Here is a 22,843-nt window from a genome sequence, read left to right as displayed (position 1 = left end):
AAACAAACTGTTCGGTTCGAAGCAATAATGGAGGTGCCTTATGAAAGACGAAGTTTATGTTGACCGAAGGGATGATGGGATAGCCTTATTGGTTATTAACAAACCCCAAAAGAAAAATGCCATTAGCGGTCCTATGATGGATCTCTTAACTAATGCCTTAATTGAATTGAATGAGGATGATTCAGTTCGTGTGATTATCCTAAAAGGGGAAGGGGAAAACTTCTCTACCGGCGGAGACTTGACACAAGGTGGACCTGAAGGGTCCACCGTTGAGCAGAGCCGTAAGCTCCTAAAACGCTATATGCGGACGATTCAAACCGTCCAGCACATTGGCAAACCTGTGATTGCAATGGTAGACGGGTGGGCTGTGGGTGGCGCAATGAGTCTGGCCTTGGCCTGCGACATTATTTTTGTTTCCGATAGGGTTAAGTTTACCTCTAACTTCCTGAAGGTAGGTATTATTCCCGAAATGGGAGCCATGATGTTTATGCCGCAGCTGATGGGTCCTCACAGGGCTAAGGAATTATGGTTTACCGGACGGGTCGTTGGTGCTGAGGAAGCTTACCAAATGGGATTTGCCAATCGCATTCTTCCTGCTGTCCAGTTAGAGGAAGGAACGCTTGCCTTTGCCAAAGAGGTAGCAACCGTTTCGGCTATGTCCCTACAGATTACTAAGAGCATCACGAATAGTACGATGGGGCCGATGCTCGACTTGGTGATGGAGGCAGAATCCACCGCATCGCCTTTCTGTACGCAAACCGCTGAATTTAAGGAGATTATAGCTAAATTTTCGAAGAAGTAAGTTTTAAGTGTATAAGTTTTTTTAAACTAAAATGATTAAAGAATCAACATCGGAAAGGGGATACTTTGATGAAAGATATTCTCAATGATTTTATTGCTGAACAGTCTTTAGTGGACGCTCTGGTCAATGATTTAACTGATGAGCAATGGCAAATACCGCTCCCAGATGTAGAAATGTGGAATATCAAAGATGCTATCATTCATATTGCTTTTTTTGACTATGCTGCAACTAAGCTGATTGCGGGTGAGGCGGAGGATTTAGTTGCTCTGTCTCAGGCTGAATCCGGAGAAGATCAGTATGTTAGAGCAACAAAGTTTCACCATCTAACAGGTCCTGAAGTCTTAAGTTGGTGGCGTGAGGTTCGTACCCATTTAGTGAATCAGCTATATGATAAGAACCCAAAAGATCGTGTCCCATGGGCACCCGGTTTGCCCATGTCGGCGAAATCTCTTGCCTCAGCGCGTCTCATGGAATTATGGGCTCATTCGGTAGATATATATGATGCTTTGGGCATGGATCCCGTAGTCAAAGATCGCATTACCAGTACTTTATTTTTATCATGGCAGGCCCGTCCCAATGCTTATCGTATTAACAACCTTGAGATGCCTGATACGCCGATGTATCTGGAGCTAATCCTGCCATCGGGTGAACTATGGGCCAAGGGTGATCCAGGGGCTCAGAATTATATCAAGGGCAGTGCCAAAGAATGGGCTTTGGTGGCTATCCGCCGAAGAAACTGGATGGATACAGAGTTAGAAGTCGTAGGAGAGGAAGCCCGTCGTTATGCATCGATAGTTCAAACGTATGCCGGTTGGGCTGATCCAGCACCACTGGCTAAAACGCAACGATAGTCTTCTCTGATACGCGGTTGAAAATTAAAGAAAAGCCACCTAGCCCTATTTCAAGCTAAGTCCTCTAATGCGAAGATTATTAGAAAATACCTATACACAAAAAAAGTTAAGGCGGAGAGATAAAAGACATGATTCAGTTATCGGCAGTAGACTCTTATAAGGCGTTGGCCCATATACTAGTCAATGCGATTCCAGGGGGTGTAAGGTTCTGGTTAGTTGAAGGTAATACGGTGGTTTGGACAATAGCCTCTGAGTCATTTGGTATGCACATTGTTAAAGTCGGGGATGTGTTGGGTGATCATTACGCGTCAATGCAGGCAGTCAAACAAAAAGTTGTTTTAACGAATAAAATTCCAGGCACTGCGTATGGTAATCCTATCTTAATGACGACAATCCCCATTATTAATGATGAGGGAGTGGGCGTGGGTGCTTTTAACCTTGCAATGCCCAGATTACACCCGGTTGCTACTGCATTTAATGATTTTGCCCCAATTGTGGCCAAGATGTTTCATGAAGGTGCATTTATCTATTTAACAGATGTAGATAAAATCGTTTACAGGCAACCTTCTGAGAAATTTGATATGCCTGAATTGCCTTTGAACTATCAACTCCGGGATGATGATATTGCGAAAAGGGTAATCAAAACCAAACAGGCCGCTTTTGAAGAAATTGATTACGGTAATTATAAGGAACCTATAGCAATCGTAAATTACCCATTATTTGATGAGGAAGATGCTGAAGAAGTGGTTGCAACTTTAGGAATCGTTACACCAAAGAAAACTGCAGCTCAGCTACGAGAAATTGCTGGAAATCTTGAGAGCGGTCTTTCAGGAATCACGGCAGCCATCCAGCAACTAGCTGCGTCATCTGCAGAAATTTATTCCAATGAACAAATCCAACATTCAAATATTAAAGAGATTACGGCGCTATCTGAAGAAATAGACGCAGTATCAGGTTTTATTAAGAAAATTTCGGACGAAACAAATATGCTTGGCTTAAACGCCTCCATAGAAGCTGCCAGAGCCGGAAATGCCGGTCGCGGCTTTGGGGTTGTAGCTGAAGAAATCCGAAAACTTTCCAATCAGTCAAAAAGTACAATTCCCGAGCTAAAAAAAATAACAGACAATATCAAAGAAAAAATGAACTTAGCCAGTGATAATAGTAGCCGATCATTAGATTCAACCCAGGAACAGGCCGCCGCAACGGAAGAAATTACGGCTAGCATAGAAGAAATAACAGCAATGTCCGAAGCACTGTATAGTATTTCCAAGACGCTTTGATTTGTTTGTAAGGAGCGTGAAGTATAAAACTTGACGGATACAAAATCCTTTAATCCATTAAGAAAGAGGCTGGAATGATGGAGAAAAACACAATAATGCCGAAGTTCGGCCTATTGTCCGGTTATCGGGTGATTATGATGGGAGCCTCTGTTGCAGCCCCTTTTGCTGGCGAGTTATATGCAGAAAACGGAGCCGATGTCATTTGGATTGAACACCCGACTAATGTCGATTCAGGACGTGTTGCCCGTAAAAGTGGTTCCTGGCAGCAGGACCGCAGAAATATGCGCAGCCTAGCTATGAACTACACGAAGGATGAAGGCAAGGAAGTTTTCTTAAAGCTGATTGAGACAACGGATGTTTTAATTGAAGCTTCCATTGGCGGCCGTTATGAAAAACTGGGCTTGAGTGATGATGTTTTGTGGGCGCGCAATCCTAAACTCGTCATTGCTCACATCTCGGGTTTTGGGCAAACTGGAATTTCGGAATATGTAAATCGTGCAAGCTATGATCCCATTGCTCAGGCTTTTGGCTGTGCTATGAGAATGAACGGTATGCCTGGTCAGCCTTCTACACCGGCTATGCCCTTCCCAGGTGACTACACAGCTTCTTTTTATGCTTTCGGGTTGACTCTTGCTGCTTTGCTAAAGCGAAATGAAACAGGTAAAGGGGAAAGTCTTGACCTCGCTCAGTATGAATTGATGATGCGTATTCAGGCTAACTATCCTACCGACTACCTCCGTTATGGTTTAGATTATACAAAAGAGGGAAATCATAGTCGGATTTGTGCAGGTTATGGCACCTATCCTTGTAAAGATGGTCACGAAATTTATATGCTCTTTTTAAATCCGGGAGTACTCCAAAAGGGTCTGCCTGTAATTGGCGTAGAGTACGGTACGGAGCTTATTCCTGAAGGGTCTTCCTTTGTTCCTGTGGATACGTCTGCTGCTGAAATGGTGGAAGCAGCGATTAATAAATTCTGCTCTGAACATTCTGCAGAAGAGGCCGAGGCTCTCTTGTCAGCAAATGGTGTTCCTTGTTCCCGCTTGCTTGATTATGAACAGGCAGTGAATCATCCACACTACAAAGCTCGTGAAGTCTTTACGACCTGGACTGCTGCCGATGGGGAAACACAAATTCCTGGGGTAAATATTGTCCCAAAGGTCAAAAATAATCCCGGTCAAATTTGGCGTGGTGCACCGAACATTGGCATGGATAATGAAGATATCTTAGAAGAACTCGGTATTTCTAAAGAGATTGTTGAGAAGATGTATGCCGAAGGCAAGTTAGGCCAGCGAGGCTATTTCGAAACCAAATAAAGAATTGGTCCAGACCAAGGTATTTGTTTAGTTATGAAGTGATATTATTTTTAATGGGATTGCAGCTAAAGGGAGATCTTATATATGAGATCTCCCTTTAGCTGCGCCACGAATGGCGATAAACTTGTAACGCTATATCAATCAAATAAAGAAGCCTACTTCCTTCTTGCTTCATTTATGTTAAACTAATATAATGCAGGTCTTAAACTCATCCAGCGAAAGCTGGATATGGAGGCTTCAATGAGGGACTCTACTCTCACCAAAGCAGAAGAATTGATTTCATAGATTCGGATAAATACATAGAGGTGAACAAGATGGTACGTGAAGTATTCCCTAATATTTATCTCAACGAGATTCCTCTTCCTAACAATCCGCTAAAATCTCTGAATAGCTATATACTCTTGTCTGACAAAAGAAACCTTATTATTGATACTGGATTTAATATTAAGGCGTGCATGGATGCCTTCATGAGGGGTGTGGAAGAACTTAATATAGACCTTAAAAACACAGATTTGCTCTTAACGCACATGCATGCTGATCATTCCGGTCTGGCAGATGACTTAAGGAAATTGGGGTGTAAGGTTCTAATCAGCAAAAAGGATGGAGAGCTCATTAATTTTACCAGGTCTTCAGGTCATGCTGTATATAAAGAATTGAACAAGGCGCTTGATTTAGACAAAGACGTGCTTAGGATGAGCAATCAGGAATTTGGAAAGAGCACGACCGAGGTTTTTGAGTATTGCCCAATAGCGGAGGGAGATATTCTTGAAATCGGGTCTTATGCACTGGAAGTAGTAGATACTCCGGGACATACGCCTGGCCATATCGGGTTATACGAAAGGAAGAATAAGTTGTTTTTTTCCGGTGATCATATCCTAAATGAGATTACACCGAATATTACCTTTTGGGGTTATGAAATAGATAGTCTAGGGACTTTTATGGATAGCCTCAGGAAAATATATGAGTTTGATATCAATTTGGTTTTTCCAGCACACCGCAGTATTATCAACGACTATCGGATGCGAATTAAGGAACTTATTACCCATCACGAGGAGCGCCTTGGTGAAATAGTAAAGATTTTGGGTAAAGGCAAAAAGACAGCCAGCCAGGCTGCAGCAGAGATGCATTGGGATCTAAGTTATGATACGTGGGAAGAGTTCCCCGGAACGCAAAAATGGTTTGCAGCAGGCGAGGCTATGTCTCATCTGGAGCATTTGGTCCTTAAAGGGGATGCTCAAAGGATAAAAGATAATGAGGCTGTTTATTACGAATTGGTATAAAAACCGATGAGTAAGCACAGAGTAAACATCACATACAATGAAGGATATAACTTCAAATGGCAAAAGCCAGCGAATCTACGAGGATTCGCTGGCTTTTGCGTTCTATAAAAACTATAAGATTTTCTCAACCGTCTTAATTAAGTTCTCTGCGACATACTCACAGTCACTCGACGTAAGGATCGAATACAACGGCAAGGTGATTTCATTAGCGTACTGTGCATAAGTATTCGGGTAATCCTTAATATCGTAACCAATCTCTTTATAATAGGTAAACATCGGAATCGGAGTGTAGTGTACATTCGTGGAAATTCCCATTTCCGCGAGTTCTTGGATCACTTGATCTCTTTGCGACTCCGTGAAGCCTTTGATCCGTAAAGGATAGAGATGATAGGAACTTTCCATGATTTCATTTTCTAGGAAGGGTAACATTGCCCATTCTTTCTCGGAGAGCATTGAGTGATAGATATGGGAGATCTTTTTCCGTTGCTGAAGCATTTTATCATAGCGCTCGAGTTGGACAAGTCCAATGGCTGCGCTGATATCGGTCATATTACACTTCATGCCATCGGTGAGGACATCGTACTTCCAGGCACCAGCCTTCATCTTGGAAAGGGCATCTTTAGATTGACCGTTGAGGGAAGTGTACTTGAAGACCTGCGCAAGATTTTCACGATTCCCATTAAACGTGATGGCACCGCCTTCGGCAGTTGTGAGATTCTTTACGGCATGGAACGAGAAAACATGGAAATCGAATTGGGTTGCGACACGTTCCCCTTTATATTTCGCCCCAAAGGAATGGGCAGAATCGGAAATAAGGAGGATATCTTCTCTTTTTTTTGCTTTTAAGATGGCCTTAATGGCATCAAAATCAACAGGAACGCCACCGATATCGACGGTTAGAATGACTTTGGTTTTCGGTGTGATGGCATCATAGAGCTTTTGCTCATCCATGAAGAAGCTATCTTTTTTGAGGTCAACAAAGGTCGGCTTAATTCCTCTATGTAGTGCTGCATTCGTTGTGGCGACATAAGTATAGGGGGTCGTTAGGATTTCATTGTCCCCAGAGATATTAAATACCTTTAAGATAAGGTCTAAGCCTTGGGAATTGCTGGCGAGGGTCACTGCGTTGTCTGCCGCACAATATTCCTTTATCTTTTCTTCGAATAATCGAACTTTAGGACCGCTGGTTATCCAACCGGACTTTAAAACTTCGACTACTGCGTTTACTTCTTGTTCTGTTATATCGGGCGGTGAAAAAGGAATTACACGATTATTCATTATCAAATCAACCTCCAAGCATTACTATATCACACAATTTTGGAAGGGCATATTGTTGTCAGCGATTTTTTTAGAGAATGTATATTCTCAGCAAATAGTAAACGAAAAGAGAACAATCTGTAAGCAAAATGTGATCAATTCTTTTTCAAAATGAGACACAAGTGTATCACTAGAGTTTGGAGATCCAGGAAAATAGGCAGTTTTGCTCATGGCACAATTATTGCATATGTATTAAATAATAATACCTACTTGAAGAGGAGTGTCGGAGCAATGGAGTTGAATGAATTACGGATGTTTGAAGCGGTATATAGATGTGGTAGTTTTAGCGAGGCAGCAAATCAGCTTTTTGTAAGTCAACCCACGGCTTCGGCAACAATTAAAAAATTAGAGGAAAATTTAGGGACAAAGGTGTTTGTACGATTAAGCGGGGGGCTAAAGCTTACAGAAGCGGGAGAGATCCTTCTTAGTTATTCCCAAAAAATTCTTTCTCTAGTTGATGATTCAAGGAGAGCGATTGTAGAGAACAAGACTTTACATGGAAACAAACTAAGAATTGGGGCAAGCTCTATTCCCGGTACCTATTACCTACCCAAACTATTGGCGCAATATCGGCGGGATTCATCTAATGTTGAAATCAATTTGAAGGTAGGAACGAGTGAAGGAATTAGGGATCTCGTTTTGGGAGGAGAATTAGACTTAGGCATCATAGGATATGAATATGCTCATAACAAAAGCCAAGTTGTCTATGAACACCTTTGGACGGACCCCTTGAGTTTGATCTTACCGTTAAAGCATCCCTTGGCGCATAGTGACTATATTAATTATCAGAGTATAGCTCATCAGAAATTTATTATCGGGGAAGCGGGATCAAGTATTCGAAAGGTTGTTGAAGATAGTTTTCGGCGTGAAGGAATCCCTTTGGATATTGTGATGGAATGTAAGACGGTTGAAGGGATTCTCGTTGCAGTTAGTAATCAGCTGGGGATAAGTATTGTTCCCCAACGTGTACTTAATTTAAATGCCAATAATTTAGTTCTGCATCGAGAAATTTCAGAGATGAATACGTTAGCGCGCTTTGGAATAATTTATCAACAAGATAAAGAATTAAATCAAGCCACCCATACGTTTAGACGCTTTCTTAAGCGCCATGTTGAAAAGTTTACGAAGATTTCCATGGAACGTGCGGGGTAATAGAATCTGTATAAATCTTAATGCTATTAAACTCTTGGAAGTAATTGAATTCATGTGCCTCAGTGGGGGGTATCGTGTATACAATATTTTGGAAAGGGATCCTCTAGACACCTGTTTTTTTGAGTGCTATAATCAGGATGAATTTTGTGAGCAAAGAGGCTCTGAAAAAGCGAACGCTTTTTTAGTGCCTCTTTTTTTGTTCTTTAAGAGTGTAAGAGTGTAAGAGAATTAAGAGTTTAAAAGTTAAAAGTTAAAAGTAAAGTGTAAGAGTGGAAGAGGGGAAAGAGGATGACATTTAACACGGGAGATATTGCATTTGTACTTATGTGTACAGCTCTGGTTTTTTTTATGACCCCGGGACTCGCTTATTTCTATGGAGGAATGGTTCGAAAACGCCATGTTCTTTCGATTATGATGCAAAGCTTTGCTGCAATTGCGGTTGTAACCGTCATATGGACTTTATTCGGCTATTCTCTGGCCTTCGGACCAGATCACGGTCACCTAATCGGTGGTCTGGACTGGTTTGGACTAAAGGGAGTTGGCCTGGAGGCTAATCAGGATTACGCTCCGACTATACCACACTTATTATTCTTCTTGTTTCAATTAATGTTTGTGATAATTACTCCGGCTGTCTTGAGTGGAGCTACAGCAGAACGATTGCGTTTTCCAGCGTTCTTACTCTTTACCGCTTTGTGGACAATATTTGTTTATGTACCTCTCGCTCATTGGGTATGGGGTACAGGAGGATGGCTTCGAAATCTTGGAGTTTTGGACTTCGCTGGGGGGACTGTTGTTGAAATGGCTTCCGGAGTTTCAGGATTGGTTGCGGCTCTTGTCATCGGTAAACGGCTAAGAAGTAGAGATGACTTAGCAATACCCCATCATATGCCAAATGTTCTGTTGGGTGGGGGGATTCTATGGTTTGGTTGGTTCGGGTTCAATGCTGGCGGTGCAATGGGAGCTAATACAGTAGCCGTACTTGCCTTTGCAACAACCCAACTTGCAGGTGCTGCAGGTGTAATCGGATGGGGACTTGGTGAATGGTTTCATCATCGTAAAGTGACTGTATTTGGTGCAATAAGTGGTGCAGTCGCAGGGCTTGTCGCAATCACGCCAGCTTCTGGTTTTGTTTCTCCAATGAGTTCACTCCTGATCGGATTTGTCTCGGGAGGACTATGTTATTTTGGCGTGAGCATTATAAAAAATAAATTTGATTATGACGATGCACTTGATGCCTTTGGCATTCATGGAATAGGAGGAACTTGGGGTACTTTGGCTACGGGAATCTTTGCTGATCTTTCCCTCAATCCCTTAGGTAAAAATGGTTTGATCAATGGAGGAGGCCTGGAGCCAGTCTTTATTCAAATTCTAGCCGTTTTCGTGACTTATTTATTCACAGGTGGGATGACCTGGCTTCTTTTAAAAGTTGTTGCGCTTTTTACCCCTCTAAAAGCAACGGAGGAAGAGCAAGTCAATGGTTTAGATCTAACCCAACATGGCGAAAACGCGTATCCGGACTTTGAATTGAGTGAGAATATGTTTGTATAAGAGTTCGAATTCTTTCAATTAAATAGGGAATATATTGGGAAATTTTAGAGTCCCTGTTTACCCCGCTCACCGGTACGGATTCGAATAGCCTCTTCAATATTCGAAACAAATATTTTGCCATCCCCGACCTCACCCGTTTTTGCCGATTGAATGATTGTTGAGATGACTTCCTCTACTTTCTCGTTAGGAGCAACAATCTCAAGTTTCACCTTGGGTAAAAGCTTCGTCAAAATTTCTTGTCCACGATAAATCTGAGTATAGCCTTTTTGATTTCCACAACCCAAGACATTACTCAAAGTTATTCCTTGAATACCTAATTCCATTAATGCGTTTTTCACATCATCCAGTTTTCCGGGTCGAATAATTGCTTCGATTTTTTTCATCAATTCACTCTCCTAGGAGTAGTTATATCTCTTCCATTATACAAGAATTTGACCAATTTGATATGTATGATTGCATAATCTTCGGTCTAATAAAAATAAAGTCAGTGAGTCTTAAAGTAGATTCATTGGCTTTTTTGTGACTTTAATACGATGAAGGACATTTTTACTAAGTCGATGCATTAAAGGAAAAGGAATTACCTTGCCCGCTCAGAGTTTCTAAAGGGATTCAACCCACTATTCAGCAAACTTTCAGCAAATTTTAAAGAAACTTTCAGGTTATCTTAAGTCTCCTTTAAGTAATACTGGTTATATTAGAGGTGTAGTCTTGACAAAAGTACATAAGGATTCAAGACTACGAGAAAAGGAGGCAAATATAATGAAAAGGAAACTTGCGATAGGAGTACTCAGTGCAGTGCTCTTAGCTGGAGGTGCAACGGCAGCCTTCGGGGCCGATGCCATCGACTCCACAAAGCTCGCGGAAATTAAGAGCTTGACTCAGCAGATGTTTGGAATTCAGCAACAAATCGTGGACAAAGAAGTTGAAGCTGGTCTTCTTACCCAAGAACAAGCGGATAAGGCAAAGGAATCGATTAATAATCGTCAGAAACATAGTGAAGAGGCTTTGACTAATGGAAAAGTCCCTGGATTGGGTATGGAAAAACGGGGCGAGATGAAGGAGTTCAATAACGGCGAACCGATGACCGCGGAACAGATCACGGCTTGGGCCGAGAAAGCACAGTCGCGTTTGAAAGCCCAAGAAGAAGCTATGAAGAGTGCAGGCAAATTGACTGATGAACAGATTAAGACCTGGGTAGATGCTGCTCAAGCCCAGCTTAAAGTCCAGGAAGAAGCAATGAAGAATGGAACCTTCGTTCCTGGGGGCATGGGCATGCCTGGTGGAAAGGGAATGCATGGTGCAAAAGGAATGCACAGCGGTGAGACGGCTCAAACGGTAACTCCAGATACGAGTACTTCTACCAATTCATGAGCTTGGGTAAAGTGAATTAAAGTTGAAGTATACAATATTTCAAGCTCGGAATGCTTGAACTTTTGAAGACGCTGAGTAAAATATAGAATATAAAAAGCAAGGGCGCTTTGGGGAATTAATCCTCAAAGCGCTTTCTCTTTTTCACAGAGACATAGATTTTCGTAAGTATCATGAATACATTATTCATTCGTTAAACTATCTTGTCGTGTTATAGAGTACATGGTAGTATAATTAATATTTGTATTAAATAACGAGTATTGAGAAAAGACAAATGTTTTCACCTGATGACTAACTGCCACTAAGACGATTGATTCTTAAGTGGGTAATGAGAATAAATTTCGTAGGAGGAACAACGTAGTGATTCAACTCGAAGGCTTACATAAACATTTCGGTCATTTGCACGTTCTAAAGGGCATTGATTTAGATGTAAAAACAGGGGAGAAACTGGTGGTTATTGGTCCGAGCGGGTCGGGCAAGAGTACTCTTATTCGTTGCATGAATCTCTTAGAAAAACCAAGTGCGGGGAAAGTTGTCGTTGACGGAGTGGAGATTACGGCACATAAAGCTCAAGTAGCCAAGGTTCGTCAGTCTGTCGCGATGGTTTTCCAACAATTCAATCTCTATCCGCATAAGACCGTATTGGAGAACTTGACCTTGGCTCCTATATTAATTAAGGGTGTATCTAAGGCTGAGGCAGAGGAGTCCGGGTTAGCAATTCTAGAACGTGTAGGATTGCAGGCAAAAGCCAGTGTGTATCCTTCTCAACTTTCCGGTGGGCAACAGCAACGCGTAGCTATTGCAAGGGCCTTAAATATGAAGCCAAAAATTATGCTTTTTGATGAGCCAACATCTGCGTTGGACCCTGAAATGATTCAAGAGGTTTTAGATGTTATGGTTGACTTGGCTCATGAAGGAATCACGATGGTAGTCGTAACCCATGAGATGGGATTTGCTCGCCAAGTTGCGGACCGGGTAGTTTTCATGGATGAAGGTCAAATTATTGAAGCGGGGACTCCAGAACATTTCTTTTCAAATCCTACGCATGAGCGAACAAAGCTATTTTTAAGTAGGATTTTGCGTTAGTGTAACCTAATAAATAATATAAAATCGAGGAGGGTAAATTGTGAAAAAGTTAAGTATTGTTATGGCAAGCCTATTGCTTGTCGGGGGTTTGCTGGCTGGGTGCGGTTCTAACACCACAGCAACATCAGGATCGAATAATGCGGCTTCAGGCGTATCTGCCGATGTCAAGGCAATCAAAGATCGCGGGGTACTTAAGGTTGGAGTCAAAGTGGACGTTCCCAAATTCGGTTATAAAGATCCTAAGACCAGTAAGACCGAGGGCTTCGAGATTGATTTAGCTCAGGAAATGGCGAAGAAAATTGTCGGTGATTCTGCGAAGGTGGAATTATCAGCGGTTACAGCCAAGACTCGTGGACCGCTTCTCGATAGCGGCGATGTAGATATGGATATTTCAACCTTTACGATCACAGAAGAACGTAAAAAGAGCTATAATTTCTCTGATCCCTACTTTACAGATGGGGTGGGTTTACTCGTTAAGAAGGCTCCAGGCTATCAAAGTCTAAAAGATCTAAATGGAAAGAAGATTGGTGTTGCACAAAGCGCAACGAGTAAAAAGGCAGTACAGGATGAAGCGGATAAGCTTGGAGTTAAAGTAACGTTCCAAGAGTTTGCAACCTACCCGGAAATTAAAGCAGCCTTAGATTCTGGTCGTGTGGATGCTTTCTCTGTTGACCGCTCTATCTTATATGGTTACTTAGATGACTCTACGACTTTGCTACAGGATAAATTCAGCCCACAAGAGTATGGAATTGCAACAAAGAAAGGAAACGATGGTTTAGCTAAGTTAGTTAATGATACGGTAAACGAAATGAAGAAGTCTGGTGACCTTGATAAACTAATTAAGAAGTGGGGTCTGTAACAGTGGTTGGACCATTTGCCTGGTTTAAATGGCAGGCGCTCTTTCGCGACTGGCGAATTCTTGCAGAAGGGTTTCAAAATACGTTGCTGGTTTCTGTCTTAGGCCTTATCTTAGCTTTAGGCTTAGGCATACTCTTTGGGGTTTTGGGAAGTACACAGCTAAAACCTTTTAAAGCAGCTAACCGAATTTACGTGGAGTTCATTCAAAATACCCCCCTGGTAATTCAGATCTTCTTTCTTTATAATGGTCTACCTCATCTGGGGATTATGATTCCAGTATTAAGTGTAGGGGTATTTGGAGTAGGAATTTATCACGGAGCCTATATCGCGGAGGTAGTTAGAGCCGGTATTCAAGCAATTCATCGAGGGCAGATGGAAGCTGCGTTGTCCCAAGGATTTTCTTACTGGGGGGCTATGCGCCACGTAATTTTACCTCAAGCAGCCCGGGTGGTATTACCCCCTTTAACCAATCAAGCCGTGAGTTTGATAAAGAATACGTCCGTATTAGCGATGATTGCAGGCGGGGATCTTATGTACCATGCTGATTCCTGGTCAGCAGAGAATATCTACTACGGCCCGGCTTATGTTACCGTTGGGTTACTCTATCTCCTTTTGTGCTTCCCCTTGGCCCAGCTAGCACGCTACTTGGAGCGTAAGACGGAGGTGTCAATGTAATGGAGGCAGTTTTTCAGCCTTACGTCTTTCGCTTTTTAGGGCAGGGATTATTGACTACTCTCTACATAGCGGTCATGACCATCATATTTAGCTTTATCCTTGGGACTGCACTTGGGATCGCCAGATATTCAAAGCAACGTCTTCTGGCTCCGATTGCAACGGTATATATTGAAGTTGTTCGTAACATCCCCATGCTTCTATTTATTCTAGTCATGCGTTTTATGACGACGATGAAGCCTGTCAATTCAGGTATTCTGGCGATGACGATATTCACATCAGCTATTATCGCCGAAGTCGTCCGAGGTGGATTGATTTCTATAGATAAAGGACAATGGGAGGCAGCAAAGTCTCAAGGTTTTTCCTATGTACAAATTTTAAGGTACATTATTCTTCCTCAAGCTCTGCGTAAGATGATTCCACCGCTTGTATCTCAGTTCATAACCGTGGTAAAAGATACTTCTTATGTTTGGGCTGTTGGAGTGGAGGAGCTTACAGGAAAAGGATTGATCATCATGGGCCAAATGGGTTCAACTCCTCAGGTCTTTACTCTATACGGGATGATTGCCTTGACGTATTTTATCCTTAATTATGCCCTTTCAGTTCTGGCACGTAATCAACAGCGCAAGTCTGCGTTCCAGAGTTATTAGAGTGCTTTAATTGCTCTGTTAAGTTGATTTAATTAAGTTTTGTAATACTAAAGAGGCTCTAGAAAGCAAAATGCTTTTTAGAGCCCTTTTTTTGCACCTGTTTGTATAGAAACTGTAGTTTTAGACCATCAGAACTATGTCTGCTGTACATTAGCCGGTGGATTGCTTAATTAGTTTATGATAAATAAAGCTTAAAAAGCAGATAAAGCTTGTTTGTGGATTAAACGAAGTGAAATTAACAGTTACAGAGAAATAGGATTAGGTAATGTTAAGAAGTAAAACTGAAAGTTTGCTGAATTTAACAAGATCCTGCTATTTTTTCAGTTAACTTTCAGCTAATCTTCAGGCTTATTTCAGTCCAATCCTAAATAATAAAGAAAGTTCATTTTTAGATAATACATATTAACCCGGACGTCATAAATTAGAAATAGATTAGGGGGCTGGATTAAACGTGAATTGGATTAAGAACATGAAATTGGCACGGAAGATGAGTTTACTGGCAATTACTTTCCTTATTTTTCTTTTTGTAATTGGCTTTACATCTCTTAAGGAGCTTTCCAATGTCAATGAAAGGCTTATTGAACTTAATGATTCCAGGTTGGTACCAATTGTCTATCTTGAAGGGATTAAATCCGACATTGAAGGGATACGTTCAAAAGGAAACAACATCATGAATGCACGGGATAATGCTGAATCGGTAAAATCCATTGTGGCTGAAATTCAATCTCTGGTGTCCTCAGTAGATAAACGGTTAGAAAAGTATCAAGGCGACCCGGAGTATCAGCACTTAATGGACAATTATGCACAGTTCATTGTCGCTAAGGATGAATTTATTAAGTCTCAAGAGGCTGGAGGTTTCCAATCACAGAATACAGGGACGGAGGCAAATCAGGGTCCTCCTGCTGATGTGACAAATTTTGATAAATCGAAAAACGCGCTTGTTGCAGCATTTGACGAAATTATTAACAAGCAAGTTGAAGCAGCACAGGAGACATATACGGAGAGTACATTGGCGTATCGAAATACCATGATTGCACTGATCATCTTGCTGAGTATTTGCACGTTGATTACTATCGTTTTATCCATCGTTATTATCAGGGCGGTAAATGAACCGGTTAAAAAAGTTACCGCAAAGCTTAAGGAAATCTCTCAGAGTAATGGAGATCTAACCCAAAGAATCGGATATGAAAGTAAAGATGAAATAGGGGAATTGAGTAGAAGTTTTGATTCCTTTGTGGAGAAGCTCCAATCCATTATTAGAGAAGTCTCCCGATCGGCAGAGACAATATCAATTTCGAGTGAGCAGCTAGATAATGCTGCAGGAACCACGACTCAAACGATTAAAGGAATATCCCAAACTTTAGTAGAGATCTCTTCAAGCACTTCGAACGGAGCTGCAGTAGCCGAGGAAACCACCGCGAGCTTATCTGAAGTCGCCAAGCTTTCTGAGGCCACCTTAATGGCGAGTAGGAATACTACATATAACAGTAAAAAAGCAGAAGAAGCTGCGGAAGATGGCGCAGGAAAAATATCAGAAATTGTTTCGTCTATAACGGATATTGCTTCCTCGTCCAAGGAAGTATCCATAATTATCAATGAACTCGATGACTCGTCGAAGCGAATTGGGGACATTATTCAGATCATTACGGGAATCTCAGCTCAAACAAACTTACTCGCCCTCAATGCAGCAATCGAGGCAGCTCGTGCTGGAGAAGCGGGCAAAGGGTTTAATGTTGTTGCTGACGAAATCAGAAAGCTAGCCGATCAAAGCAACCAGGCCGCACAAGAAATCTCCAAACTAGTCAAAGAAAATCAGTTAAAATCTGCCTCAGCCGTTCAGTCTGTAACTCAAGTAGAGGAAAAAGTTTCACTGGGTGTCTCTAAGGCTTCAGAAGTGGGTGAAAGCATACAAAATATCATCGGAAATATTCAGGACATCGTCATTCAGATTGAGCAAATTGATAACGCCAATGAGCAACAGACGCAAAGTATTAAAGAGATGGATAATGCCATTTCGAGCATAGCCACAACTTCAAGCGAGGTAGCAGGGGGTACAGAAGAAATCAGTGTGAGTATCCAAGAACAATTAAGAACGATGAGCGGCATTAAGGAGACAACGGAAAAGTTATCGTCAATGGCGCACAGTTTAAGTACAATCACATTAGGGTTTAAAGTCTAAGAGTATAGAAAGAAGGGAGAACGGCTCCCTTCACAACCCCATCTTATTTGTTCAGAACAAAGAAACCCAAAATTTCTTGTTTTGCAATATCTGAAATCAGTTGAAAGTAGAATTCTTTCGATTCCAGGTCATAGACTTTAATAGCCTCTTGAAGATTTGGCCTACCCACAAGCAAATCTAACGTCTTCTTAGCGAAGTTCTCAAGAATATTAAATTGATAGACGGTTTCCTCCTTTTCGGGGAAAAGGGCGAGGTAAAATATCTCACTTTCAATTAAATCCTGAAAGAAATGGGTCCCAAACGATACATCTGGAAGGAATCCGGTTTGATGGTATCCAATCTCACCTAAGATTGAAATACGGTTGATCTCGGCAAAAGCGACGGGAACACCTAAAGAGGGGATACGCGAACCCCATCTCCCTGGACCGAGAAGAAGGGTGGTCGTTGACTCTTTATCAATTTGCTGATTGAGCTTTCCCACGATTCGTGCCACTTCATATTTATCTGATGGGCTGAGTAAGTTATAGGCTTTAGGTTCGACAAGAATAATTTTCTGGATCTTCTTCGAGATATTTCCTCCCATAAAGTTCCCCGTACTTTTAAAAACGACATGACTTAAGGGTATTTCTGGAGGGAATTCTACTCGCTCCTTAGAGCCCTGAACCTGAAGGGGTCGGCACTGGAGCAAGTTAATAAAGTAGTCGCCATTGCTCCTGAAGTTAATGGTGAATTCTATATCTACAGGATGGCGATAGGCTGCTTCGAGAACTTTGAGAAGCTTCGAGAAGGTTTGAGAGAGATTGGTCGTTGAAAACAGGGGATTAAAACTAAAAACCCAGAGTTCTTTAGGATTCCGACCGAGCTCTCTCATCCTTTGCTCTGTCACAGTATCTCGTTCAGCAAAAGTTGCTTGGTGAACGTCAATGCGTTGATCGATTAGATCTTGAATAGGAACAGTTTGCAGGGTATTATCACGGATATTGAGCACATCCATTTTACTTTGGGTAAAGGCTTTAAACGTTTGAAGTCCGTCATAGGGTACAGAATGGGGACGGTCTAAAGAAGCGATTCTCGCATAATCTCCATCAAGTCGGTTGACCGCTCGAGTGCCAAGCCCGAGGACTAGTCGTATCATTCCTGCATGAGGATTGATTAGATTGTCCCAGACAAAGGTATTATAGGAAAATCCGACCCCTGCAAGATCAGGAAAGAAGTAATCTCCTTTATTTGATCCAGAGACTCTCTGGACGAGGAGAGCCATCTGCTCTTCGGTATCGGTGAGATTATGTTTCTCGCGATAGGCAAGTGCTTCTTCACTGAGGGTGCTCGCATAGATTTGGCGAACTGCTTCGGTAAAATGGTAATATCTTTCCTCAAGGGTGCCTTGATTAATGCAGAAAACACTTTCGTATTTACCTGGAAAGGCATTTCCAAAGCCATCCTCTAACAGGCTACTTGAACGGACGATGATGGGGGACTGGCCAAAATACTCGAGCATTCTTAGGAATTTATTGCGTATTGAGTCATTAAACTGGCTATTTAAAATTTCGGACTGTAGATGAGCCGCCTTTTCTAATGGGTTATCGGAGGATCGTCTCTGTCCCATTTTGAGCTTCCAGAGATTGTTATCGACTAAAAAAGAATAGAAAACATCAGAACCGATATAAAAGGAGTCATGGGGTTCAAGGATTTTACTCCAGGCTTTAGATTCTTTTACTAGGATTTTACGCGCTAGAAGCATTCCTACTGCCTTACCCCCGATGAACCCTGAGCCCAGCAAACGTGATTTAATCGATAAGATATCCTGGAGGGTAAAGTGCTCGTGGATTAATTCAAGAATCCTCTCATCACGTGTTAAAAAAATCCGAGACAAACGATCCAGGCATTCTTTCTCTTGCTGAGCTGTTAAAGAGTCGGAGGTAAGCAGTTCCCCAGCCTTTAAAAAGAGTCGGTCCCAATAATCAAGATCTCGTTCAGGGTTCTCGTTGTACTCTCCGAGCTGAGAATTTAGAAAGGCGACTTCACCGCTGCTCGTTACAGGGAGGAATTGGTCTCCTTGATTGATATGAGGAAAGAAGAGGGTGGGAGTATAGCGGTTCCATACTTTTAAAGGGTGTACGTAGGTTGTGCTATGGACTTCATAGACATCGAACAGGACCTGTGTGGTATCGCGAATTACGGCGGTTGTATGGAAGGAGTTGCGATTTTTATAAGTCGCAAAATAGGCTATGGTATTCAACTCATAGAGATAGGGACAGGTTACTTTAAAGAAATTTCCAATCATTGAGTCTGTAGCCCAACGATCAAGTAATTCTGATAAGCAATCAAAAATATAGAAAACATCTCGTCCTTCCAGAGTAATCTTGTCATGGATTTGACTACAAAATTCTTCAAACCCATTTTCGGCATTCACTGGAAAGACCTCGATATCATCTGGATTTTCAAGTAGTGGAGCGTGTTGGGCAAAGCGAATATAGATTGTTTTTCGGAGTGGACCTGAATTTTCTTTAATAAATGCATTGACGAAGCGCTGATAAACTTCAATCTCCTTAACCTGAAATACTACATTATCCCCCATTCGGAGATGCTGGATAACATCATCTAGTGAAGCAAAGCCGCTACTTACCCTTTGGGAGTGTCCCATAGTATTTCCTCCTTTCAATTGAATGTCTAACGTGTGTAGCCTCAAAAAAGAGAACGGCGCAATGAAAGAAGCTCATTCCTGAGCTACTTCAAAGTGCCATTACTTTGCAAATGTTAAATTTAGATATTCTATAAAACTTTAACTGAAGAGGGATAATACCTATACGAGGGTATACTCAAATATTAACTCAAGAGCAAACTATAGAGCAAGACTAGAAATAAAAATATTCTGTATTCTTAAGGGATGGAACTTGTATACAGTGTTCTTTCCTGATTTAACTAGACTAGATTTCTTTATTCATATATAATAACGACATCAAGAGAAAGTAACTTCACATCTCGTTGATGAGTAGGTAGAAATTAAAAGTGTTAAAAGTGTTAAAAGAGATAAAAGAGATTACAGAACAATAGGAAGTATATAATTCGTGGTTTACCATGATACATATTTAGGCACGAATCCCATGGATTTGAGCGAAGAAGTGATAGAGAGAGCCATTTCAGTTAAAGGGCTCTCTTTTTTATTATTTCAGTCGATTTCCAAAGGATTATAAACTGGGCACCAAGTGTTTAACTTGGAGTGTTAGAGCGTATAAGAGAGCCCCATTAATCAAAGATTTTGGGGCTCTCTTTTTATATTTATTTTGAAAGTAAATCTCAAAGAAGGTGGTGATGCGATAGGATTTTATTCTAATTCATGTAAATTGCGCCTTGTGAACGAAAGAGATTCAAATTTGAAGGAGGATGGATTATATGAAAATGATTAGAGCAATTGTAAGGCCTGATAAGACTGAAGTTGTCGCTGAGGCCTTAGCACAGGCTGGAATGCCCTCGCTGACAAAAATGCACGTCTTTGGTCGCGGTAGGACAAAAGGTATTCGTATTGGTGACGTGGTTTATGATGAGTTTCCTAAGACCTTACTTCTCATGGTTGTTGAAGATGAAAAGTTGGATGAAGCGATTAGTATCATTCTTGAAAATGCCAAAACCGGAACCATGGGTGATGGTAAAGTCTTTGTGACTGAAGTAGAAGAGGCTTACACCGTAAGTAACGGAACAAAGGGGTTGTAGAGATGAAGGAAATAATGACGGTGATTCGACGCCATCAGGTACCGGCGACAAAGAAGGCTTTTGAAGATGCTGGCTTTCCCGCTGTAACGATTCAAAGTGTTGAGGGCCGTGGTAAACAAGGCGGAATCGGAGGATGGGCAGCCGAGGTAGACCCTGAGTTGAATTATGTAATAGGTCATAGTTCTTCAGAGGATACCGGATTCAACTGGATTCCTAAAAGGATGTTAACAATTGTAGTGCAGGATGACCAAGTTGATGAAGTGGTCGATGTGATAATTAAAACCAATCAAACAGGACATGTGGGTGACGGGAAAATTTTTATCTGCCCTTTGAAGGAGGTTATACGTGTTCGAACAGGGGAAGTAGGTAGGGAAGCAGTTGTTTAACAGGTGTCGTAAAGGATTAAGAGTGGGAAGCAACTTGATGTAGTTTAGATAAGGAGATGGATTAATATGAGACAAATTGCGATATACGGAAAAGGTGGTATCGGTAAATCAACGACAACCCAAAACACAGTCGTCGCTCTAGCCGAAATGGGGAGGAAAGTTACGATTGTTGGCTGTGACCCTAAAGCAGATTCCACACGCTTGATTCTGAACAGTAAAGCCCAAACGACCGTAATGGACTTAGCCCGTGAAAGAGGGACAGTCGAAGATTTGGAATTGGCAGATGTTTTGGTAGAAGGGTATATGGGCGTTAAGTGTGCAGAGTCTGGAGGTCCAGAACCAGGGGTTGGCTGTGCCGGCCGAGGGGTAATTACAGCAATTAACTTCTTAGAAGAAAACGGTGCGTATACAGAGGATACAGATTATGTCTTCTACGATGTTTTAGGTGACGTGGTATGCGGGGGATTTGCAATGCCGATTCGTGAGAATAAGGCCAAGGAAATCTACATTGTTGCCTCGGGAGAAATGATGGCTATGTATGCAGCCAATAACATTTCGAGAGGAATCTTAAAATACGCGACAACTGGGACTGTTCGTCTTGGAGGCTTAATCTGTAACAGTCGCCAAACAGACAAAGAACTTGAATTAATGGAAGCCTTGGCTAAGAAAATTAATACTCAGCTGATTCACTTCATCCCCCGGGATAACGAGGTACAACGTGCTGAATTACGTAAGCAGAGCGTTATCCAGTATAACCCCACTCACCCTCAGGCTGATGAGTATAGAGCCTTGGCCCAAAAAATCGAGAACAATAAAATGCTGACCATCCCAACTCCGATCGAGATGGAGGAGTTGGAAGCGTTATTGATGGAATACGGAATCATGGAAATGTAAGGTAACCTATGATGGAGAATAGAGGGGGACAGCGCTATGAGCATGAGCATAAAGGAGTTAATCGATTCCAGGAAAGAACTCGTAGAACAAGTTTTAGAGGTCTATCCAGATAAGGCTAAAAAAAATCGGAGACAACACATTGCGGTCAAAGAAAGCGATTGTTCAAGCTGCGCGGTCAAATCCAATGCGAAAACGGTCCCCGGAATCATGACCGCACGGGGTTGCGCCTATGCAGGAGCGAAGGGGGTTGTTTGGGGTCCAGTTAAGGATATCGTGCATATTTCCCATGGACCTGTCGGATGTGGCTTTTATTCTTGGGCTAACCGCCGGAACTTAGCAGAAGGTGAGGTCGGAGTTGACAACTTTGTACCTTTCCAATTCACCTCGGACTTTCAGGAAAGCGATATTATCTACGGTGGGGATAAAAAGCTCGAGAAAATCATTGATGAGGTTATCGATCTTTTCCCGAACGCCAAAGGGGTTTCTGTTCTCTCCGAATGTCCTGTCGGACTGATTGGAGACGATATCGAGAGTGTTGCGCGCCGCATGAGTGAGAAAATTGAACGTCCAGTCGTTCCGGTTCGCTGTGAGGGCTTTAGAGGTATTAGCCAGTCCCTCGGTCATCATATTGCCAATGATGCCATTCGGGACCATATCATTGGTAAAGGACCAGCTCGAGAGATTGGACCTTACGATATTGGAATTATCGGTGATTATAATATTGGCGGAGATGCGTGGGCCAGTAAAAAAATCCTGGAGGAAATTGGTTTAAATGTTGTGAATATCTGGACCGGTGACTCCACGCTGGAAATGCTTCAGAATGGACATCTTGTTAAGCTTAACTTAATCCACTGCTTCAGAAGTATGAATTATATGGCGAAATATATGGAAGAAACCTATGGAACTCCCTGGATAGAATTCAACTTCTTTGGACCGACTAAAATCAAAGAATCCATTCTTAAAATTGCGGCTCTTTTCGATGACTCTATCATGGAAAATGCAAAAAAAGTAATCGAGAAGTATGAAGTAGAGATGCAAAAAGTGCTCGATACCTACCGCCCACGCCTAGAAGGAAAAAGTGTCATGCTTTATGTAGGCGGTCTTCGTCCGAGACATATTGTAGGGGCTTATGAAGATTTGGGTATGGAGGTCATTGGCACAGGCTATGAATTTGCTCATAAGGAAGATTACGATAGAACCTATCCAGAATTAAAAGAGGGAACACTCATCTATGATGATGTGTCCGCTGTGGAGCTCGAAGAGTTCGTGAAGGATCTTAAACCAGACCTCGTTGGCTCGGGAATTAAAGAAAAGTATGTCTTTGAAAAAATGGGTCTTCCTTTCCGGCAAATGCACTCCTGGGATTATTCCGGGCCTTATCACGGCTATGAAGGATTCCCCATCTTTGCTCGGGACATGGATATGGCCATTAACAGCCCAACCTGGAAGTCCATTAAAGCACCTTGGGTGAAATAAAAAATTCAGGCAGAAAG

General features: G+C 42.0%; 20 protein-coding genes. 17 read left to right on the top strand and 3 right to left on the bottom strand.

Translation table 11 applies throughout. The features are described from left to right. The first annotated feature begins 40 nt into the window (after window positions 1–40). The 5 genes from ACZ42W_RS19490 to ACZ42W_RS19470 all read left to right on the top strand — a co-directional run bounded on the left by ACZ42W_RS19490 (window position 41) and on the right by ACZ42W_RS19470 (window position 5,529). Window positions 41–802, top strand: coding sequence for an enoyl-CoA hydratase/isomerase family protein (locus ACZ42W_RS19490; RefSeq protein WP_464166918.1), 762 nt, complete (start codon window positions 41–43; stop codon window positions 800–802). 68 nt (window positions 803–870) lie between these two features. Beyond that, window positions 871–1,653, top strand: a complete 783-nt coding sequence (locus ACZ42W_RS19485) for a TIGR03084 family metal-binding protein (protein ID WP_464166917.1) — start codon at window positions 871–873, stop codon at window positions 1,651–1,653. Between the two features lie 128 nt (window positions 1,654–1,781). Further along, window positions 1,782–2,933, top strand: a complete 1,152-nt coding sequence (locus tag ACZ42W_RS19480) for a methyl-accepting chemotaxis protein (RefSeq protein ID WP_464166916.1) — start codon at window positions 1,782–1,784, stop codon at window positions 2,931–2,933. A 74-nt stretch (window positions 2,934–3,007) separates the two neighbouring features. Continuing rightward, window positions 3,008–4,249 carry a CoA transferase gene (locus ACZ42W_RS19475; protein ID WP_464166915.1) on the top strand — a complete coding sequence of 414 codons (1,242 nt, stop codon included), beginning with the start codon at window positions 3,008–3,010 and terminating at the stop codon, window positions 4,247–4,249. A gap of 314 nt (window positions 4,250–4,563) precedes the next feature. Continuing rightward, complete coding sequence (locus tag ACZ42W_RS19470) at window positions 4,564–5,529, top strand: MBL fold metallo-hydrolase (protein ID WP_464166914.1); 966 nt, start codon at window positions 4,564–4,566, stop codon at window positions 5,527–5,529. A 111-nt stretch (window positions 5,530–5,640) separates the two neighbouring features. On the opposite strand, the gene ACZ42W_RS19465 is transcribed toward ACZ42W_RS19470, so the two are convergent. Then, complete coding sequence (locus ACZ42W_RS19465; RefSeq protein ID WP_464166913.1) at window positions 5,641–6,807, bottom strand: DegT/DnrJ/EryC1/StrS family aminotransferase; 1,167 nt, start codon at window positions 6,805–6,807, stop codon at window positions 5,641–5,643. A gap of 270 nt (window positions 6,808–7,077) precedes the next feature. On the opposite strand from ACZ42W_RS19465, the gene ACZ42W_RS19460 reads away from it, so the two are divergent. After that, the gene (locus tag ACZ42W_RS19460; RefSeq protein WP_464166912.1) at window positions 7,078–7,998 is read left to right on the top strand and encodes a LysR substrate-binding domain-containing protein; all 921 of its coding nucleotides are present in this window, start codon (window positions 7,078–7,080) and stop codon (window positions 7,996–7,998) included. A 288-nt stretch (window positions 7,999–8,286) separates the two neighbouring features. Then, the gene (locus ACZ42W_RS19455) at window positions 8,287–9,546 is read left to right on the top strand and encodes an ammonium transporter (RefSeq protein ID WP_464166911.1); all 1,260 of its coding nucleotides are present in this window, start codon (window positions 8,287–8,289) and stop codon (window positions 9,544–9,546) included. Between the two features lie 44 nt (window positions 9,547–9,590). On the opposite strand, the gene ACZ42W_RS19450 is transcribed toward ACZ42W_RS19455, so the two are convergent. Beyond that, window positions 9,591–9,929 (bottom strand): P-II family nitrogen regulator, encoded by a 339-nt coding sequence (locus ACZ42W_RS19450; protein ID WP_464166910.1) that lies wholly within the window; start codon window positions 9,927–9,929, stop codon window positions 9,591–9,593. Between the two features lie 376 nt (window positions 9,930–10,305). Here ACZ42W_RS19450 and ACZ42W_RS19445 point away from each other — a divergent pair, with 376 nt between their 5' ends. The 6 genes from ACZ42W_RS19445 to ACZ42W_RS19420 all read left to right on the top strand — a co-directional run bounded on the left by ACZ42W_RS19445 (window position 10,306) and on the right by ACZ42W_RS19420 (window position 16,359). Continuing rightward, window positions 10,306–10,917 (top strand): DUF2680 domain-containing protein, encoded by a 612-nt coding sequence (locus ACZ42W_RS19445; protein WP_464166909.1) that lies wholly within the window; start codon window positions 10,306–10,308, stop codon window positions 10,915–10,917. A gap of 357 nt (window positions 10,918–11,274) precedes the next feature. Continuing rightward, a complete protein-coding gene (locus ACZ42W_RS19440; RefSeq protein ID WP_464166908.1) occupies window positions 11,275–12,000 on the top strand; it encodes an amino acid ABC transporter ATP-binding protein in 726 nt (241 codons plus the stop codon). Between the two features lie 40 nt (window positions 12,001–12,040). Continuing rightward, entirely contained in the window at window positions 12,041–12,859 is an 819-nt protein-coding gene (locus ACZ42W_RS19435) for a transporter substrate-binding domain-containing protein (RefSeq protein ID WP_464166907.1), read from the top strand. 2 nt (window positions 12,860–12,861) lie between these two features. After that, a complete protein-coding gene (locus ACZ42W_RS19430; protein ID WP_464166906.1) occupies window positions 12,862–13,533 on the top strand; it encodes an amino acid ABC transporter permease in 672 nt (223 codons plus the stop codon). Next, window positions 13,533–14,180, top strand: coding sequence for an amino acid ABC transporter permease (locus tag ACZ42W_RS19425; RefSeq protein ID WP_464166905.1), 648 nt, complete (start codon window positions 13,533–13,535; stop codon window positions 14,178–14,180). The genes ACZ42W_RS19430 and ACZ42W_RS19425 overlap by 1 nt, the downstream gene beginning before the upstream one ends. 451 nt (window positions 14,181–14,631) lie before the next feature. Continuing rightward, entirely contained in the window at window positions 14,632–16,359 is a 1,728-nt protein-coding gene (locus tag ACZ42W_RS19420) for a methyl-accepting chemotaxis protein (RefSeq protein ID WP_464166904.1), read from the top strand. A 43-nt stretch (window positions 16,360–16,402) separates the two neighbouring features. Here ACZ42W_RS19420 and ACZ42W_RS19415 read toward each other — a convergent pair whose 3' ends face one another. Continuing rightward, on the bottom strand, window positions 16,403–19,003 hold the full coding sequence (locus ACZ42W_RS19415) for a PEP/pyruvate-binding domain-containing protein (RefSeq protein ID WP_464166903.1): 2,601 nt from the start codon (window positions 19,001–19,003) through the stop codon (window positions 16,403–16,405). A gap of 749 nt (window positions 19,004–19,752) precedes the next feature. On the opposite strand from ACZ42W_RS19415, the gene ACZ42W_RS19410 reads away from it, so the two are divergent. The 4 genes from ACZ42W_RS19410 to nifD all read left to right on the top strand — a co-directional run bounded on the left by ACZ42W_RS19410 (window position 19,753) and on the right by nifD (window position 22,826). Continuing rightward, a complete protein-coding gene (locus ACZ42W_RS19410; protein WP_464166902.1) occupies window positions 19,753–20,070 on the top strand; it encodes a P-II family nitrogen regulator in 318 nt (105 codons plus the stop codon). 2 nt (window positions 20,071–20,072) lie between these two features. Then, a complete protein-coding gene (locus ACZ42W_RS19405) occupies window positions 20,073–20,456 on the top strand; it encodes a P-II family nitrogen regulator (protein WP_464166901.1) in 384 nt (127 codons plus the stop codon). Window positions 20,457–20,522: 66 nt separating this feature from the next. After that, entirely contained in the window at window positions 20,523–21,350 is an 828-nt protein-coding gene (gene nifH, locus ACZ42W_RS19400) for a nitrogenase iron protein (RefSeq protein ID WP_464166900.1), read from the top strand. 42 nt (window positions 21,351–21,392) lie between these two features. Continuing rightward, complete coding sequence (nifD, locus tag ACZ42W_RS19395) at window positions 21,393–22,826, top strand: nitrogenase molybdenum-iron protein alpha chain (RefSeq protein ID WP_464171105.1); 1,434 nt, start codon at window positions 21,393–21,395, stop codon at window positions 22,824–22,826. The last annotated feature ends 17 nt before the right edge of the window (window positions 22,827–22,843 follow it).

Source organism: Desulfitobacterium elongatum (genome assembly GCF_055378975.1).
Note: the sequence above shows the minus strand (reverse complement) of the source record. Positions and strands in the feature narration are given on the sequence as shown.

Bases quoted from the DNA above. Each gene is read 5' to 3' on its own strand.
- ACZ42W_RS19415 (WP_464166903.1), bottom strand. From the start codon at position 19,003: ATGGGACACTCCCAAAGGGTAAGTAGCGGCTTTGCTTCACTAGATGAT.
- ACZ42W_RS19450 (WP_464166910.1), bottom strand. From the start codon at position 9,929: ATGAAAAAAATCGAAGCAATTATTCGACCCGGAAAACTGGATGATGTG.
- ACZ42W_RS19460 (WP_464166912.1), top strand. From the start codon at position 7,078: ATGGAGTTGAATGAATTACGGATGTTTGAAGCGGTATATAGATGTGGT.
- ACZ42W_RS19470 (WP_464166914.1), top strand. From the start codon at position 4,564: ATGGTACGTGAAGTATTCCCTAATATTTATCTCAACGAGATTCCTCTT.
- ACZ42W_RS19410 (WP_464166902.1), top strand. From the start codon at position 19,753: ATGAAAATGATTAGAGCAATTGTAAGGCCTGATAAGACTGAAGTTGTC.
- ACZ42W_RS19465 (WP_464166913.1), bottom strand. From the start codon at position 6,807: ATGAATAATCGTGTAATTCCTTTTTCACCGCCCGATATAACAGAACAA.
- ACZ42W_RS19490 (WP_464166918.1), top strand. From the start codon at position 41: ATGAAAGACGAAGTTTATGTTGACCGAAGGGATGATGGGATAGCCTTA.
- ACZ42W_RS19405 (WP_464166901.1), top strand. From the start codon at position 20,073: ATGAAGGAAATAATGACGGTGATTCGACGCCATCAGGTACCGGCGACA.
- nifH (WP_464166900.1), top strand. From the start codon at position 20,523: ATGAGACAAATTGCGATATACGGAAAAGGTGGTATCGGTAAATCAACG.
- ACZ42W_RS19445 (WP_464166909.1), top strand. From the start codon at position 10,306: ATGAAAAGGAAACTTGCGATAGGAGTACTCAGTGCAGTGCTCTTAGCT.
- ACZ42W_RS19475 (WP_464166915.1), top strand. From the start codon at position 3,008: ATGATGGAGAAAAACACAATAATGCCGAAGTTCGGCCTATTGTCCGGT.
- ACZ42W_RS19455 (WP_464166911.1), top strand. From the start codon at position 8,287: ATGACATTTAACACGGGAGATATTGCATTTGTACTTATGTGTACAGCT.
- ACZ42W_RS19485 (WP_464166917.1), top strand. From the start codon at position 871: ATGAAAGATATTCTCAATGATTTTATTGCTGAACAGTCTTTAGTGGAC.
- nifD (WP_464171105.1), top strand. From the start codon at position 21,393: ATGAGCATAAAGGAGTTAATCGATTCCAGGAAAGAACTCGTAGAACAA.
- ACZ42W_RS19425 (WP_464166905.1), top strand. From the start codon at position 13,533: ATGGAGGCAGTTTTTCAGCCTTACGTCTTTCGCTTTTTAGGGCAGGGA.
- ACZ42W_RS19480 (WP_464166916.1), top strand. From the start codon at position 1,782: ATGATTCAGTTATCGGCAGTAGACTCTTATAAGGCGTTGGCCCATATA.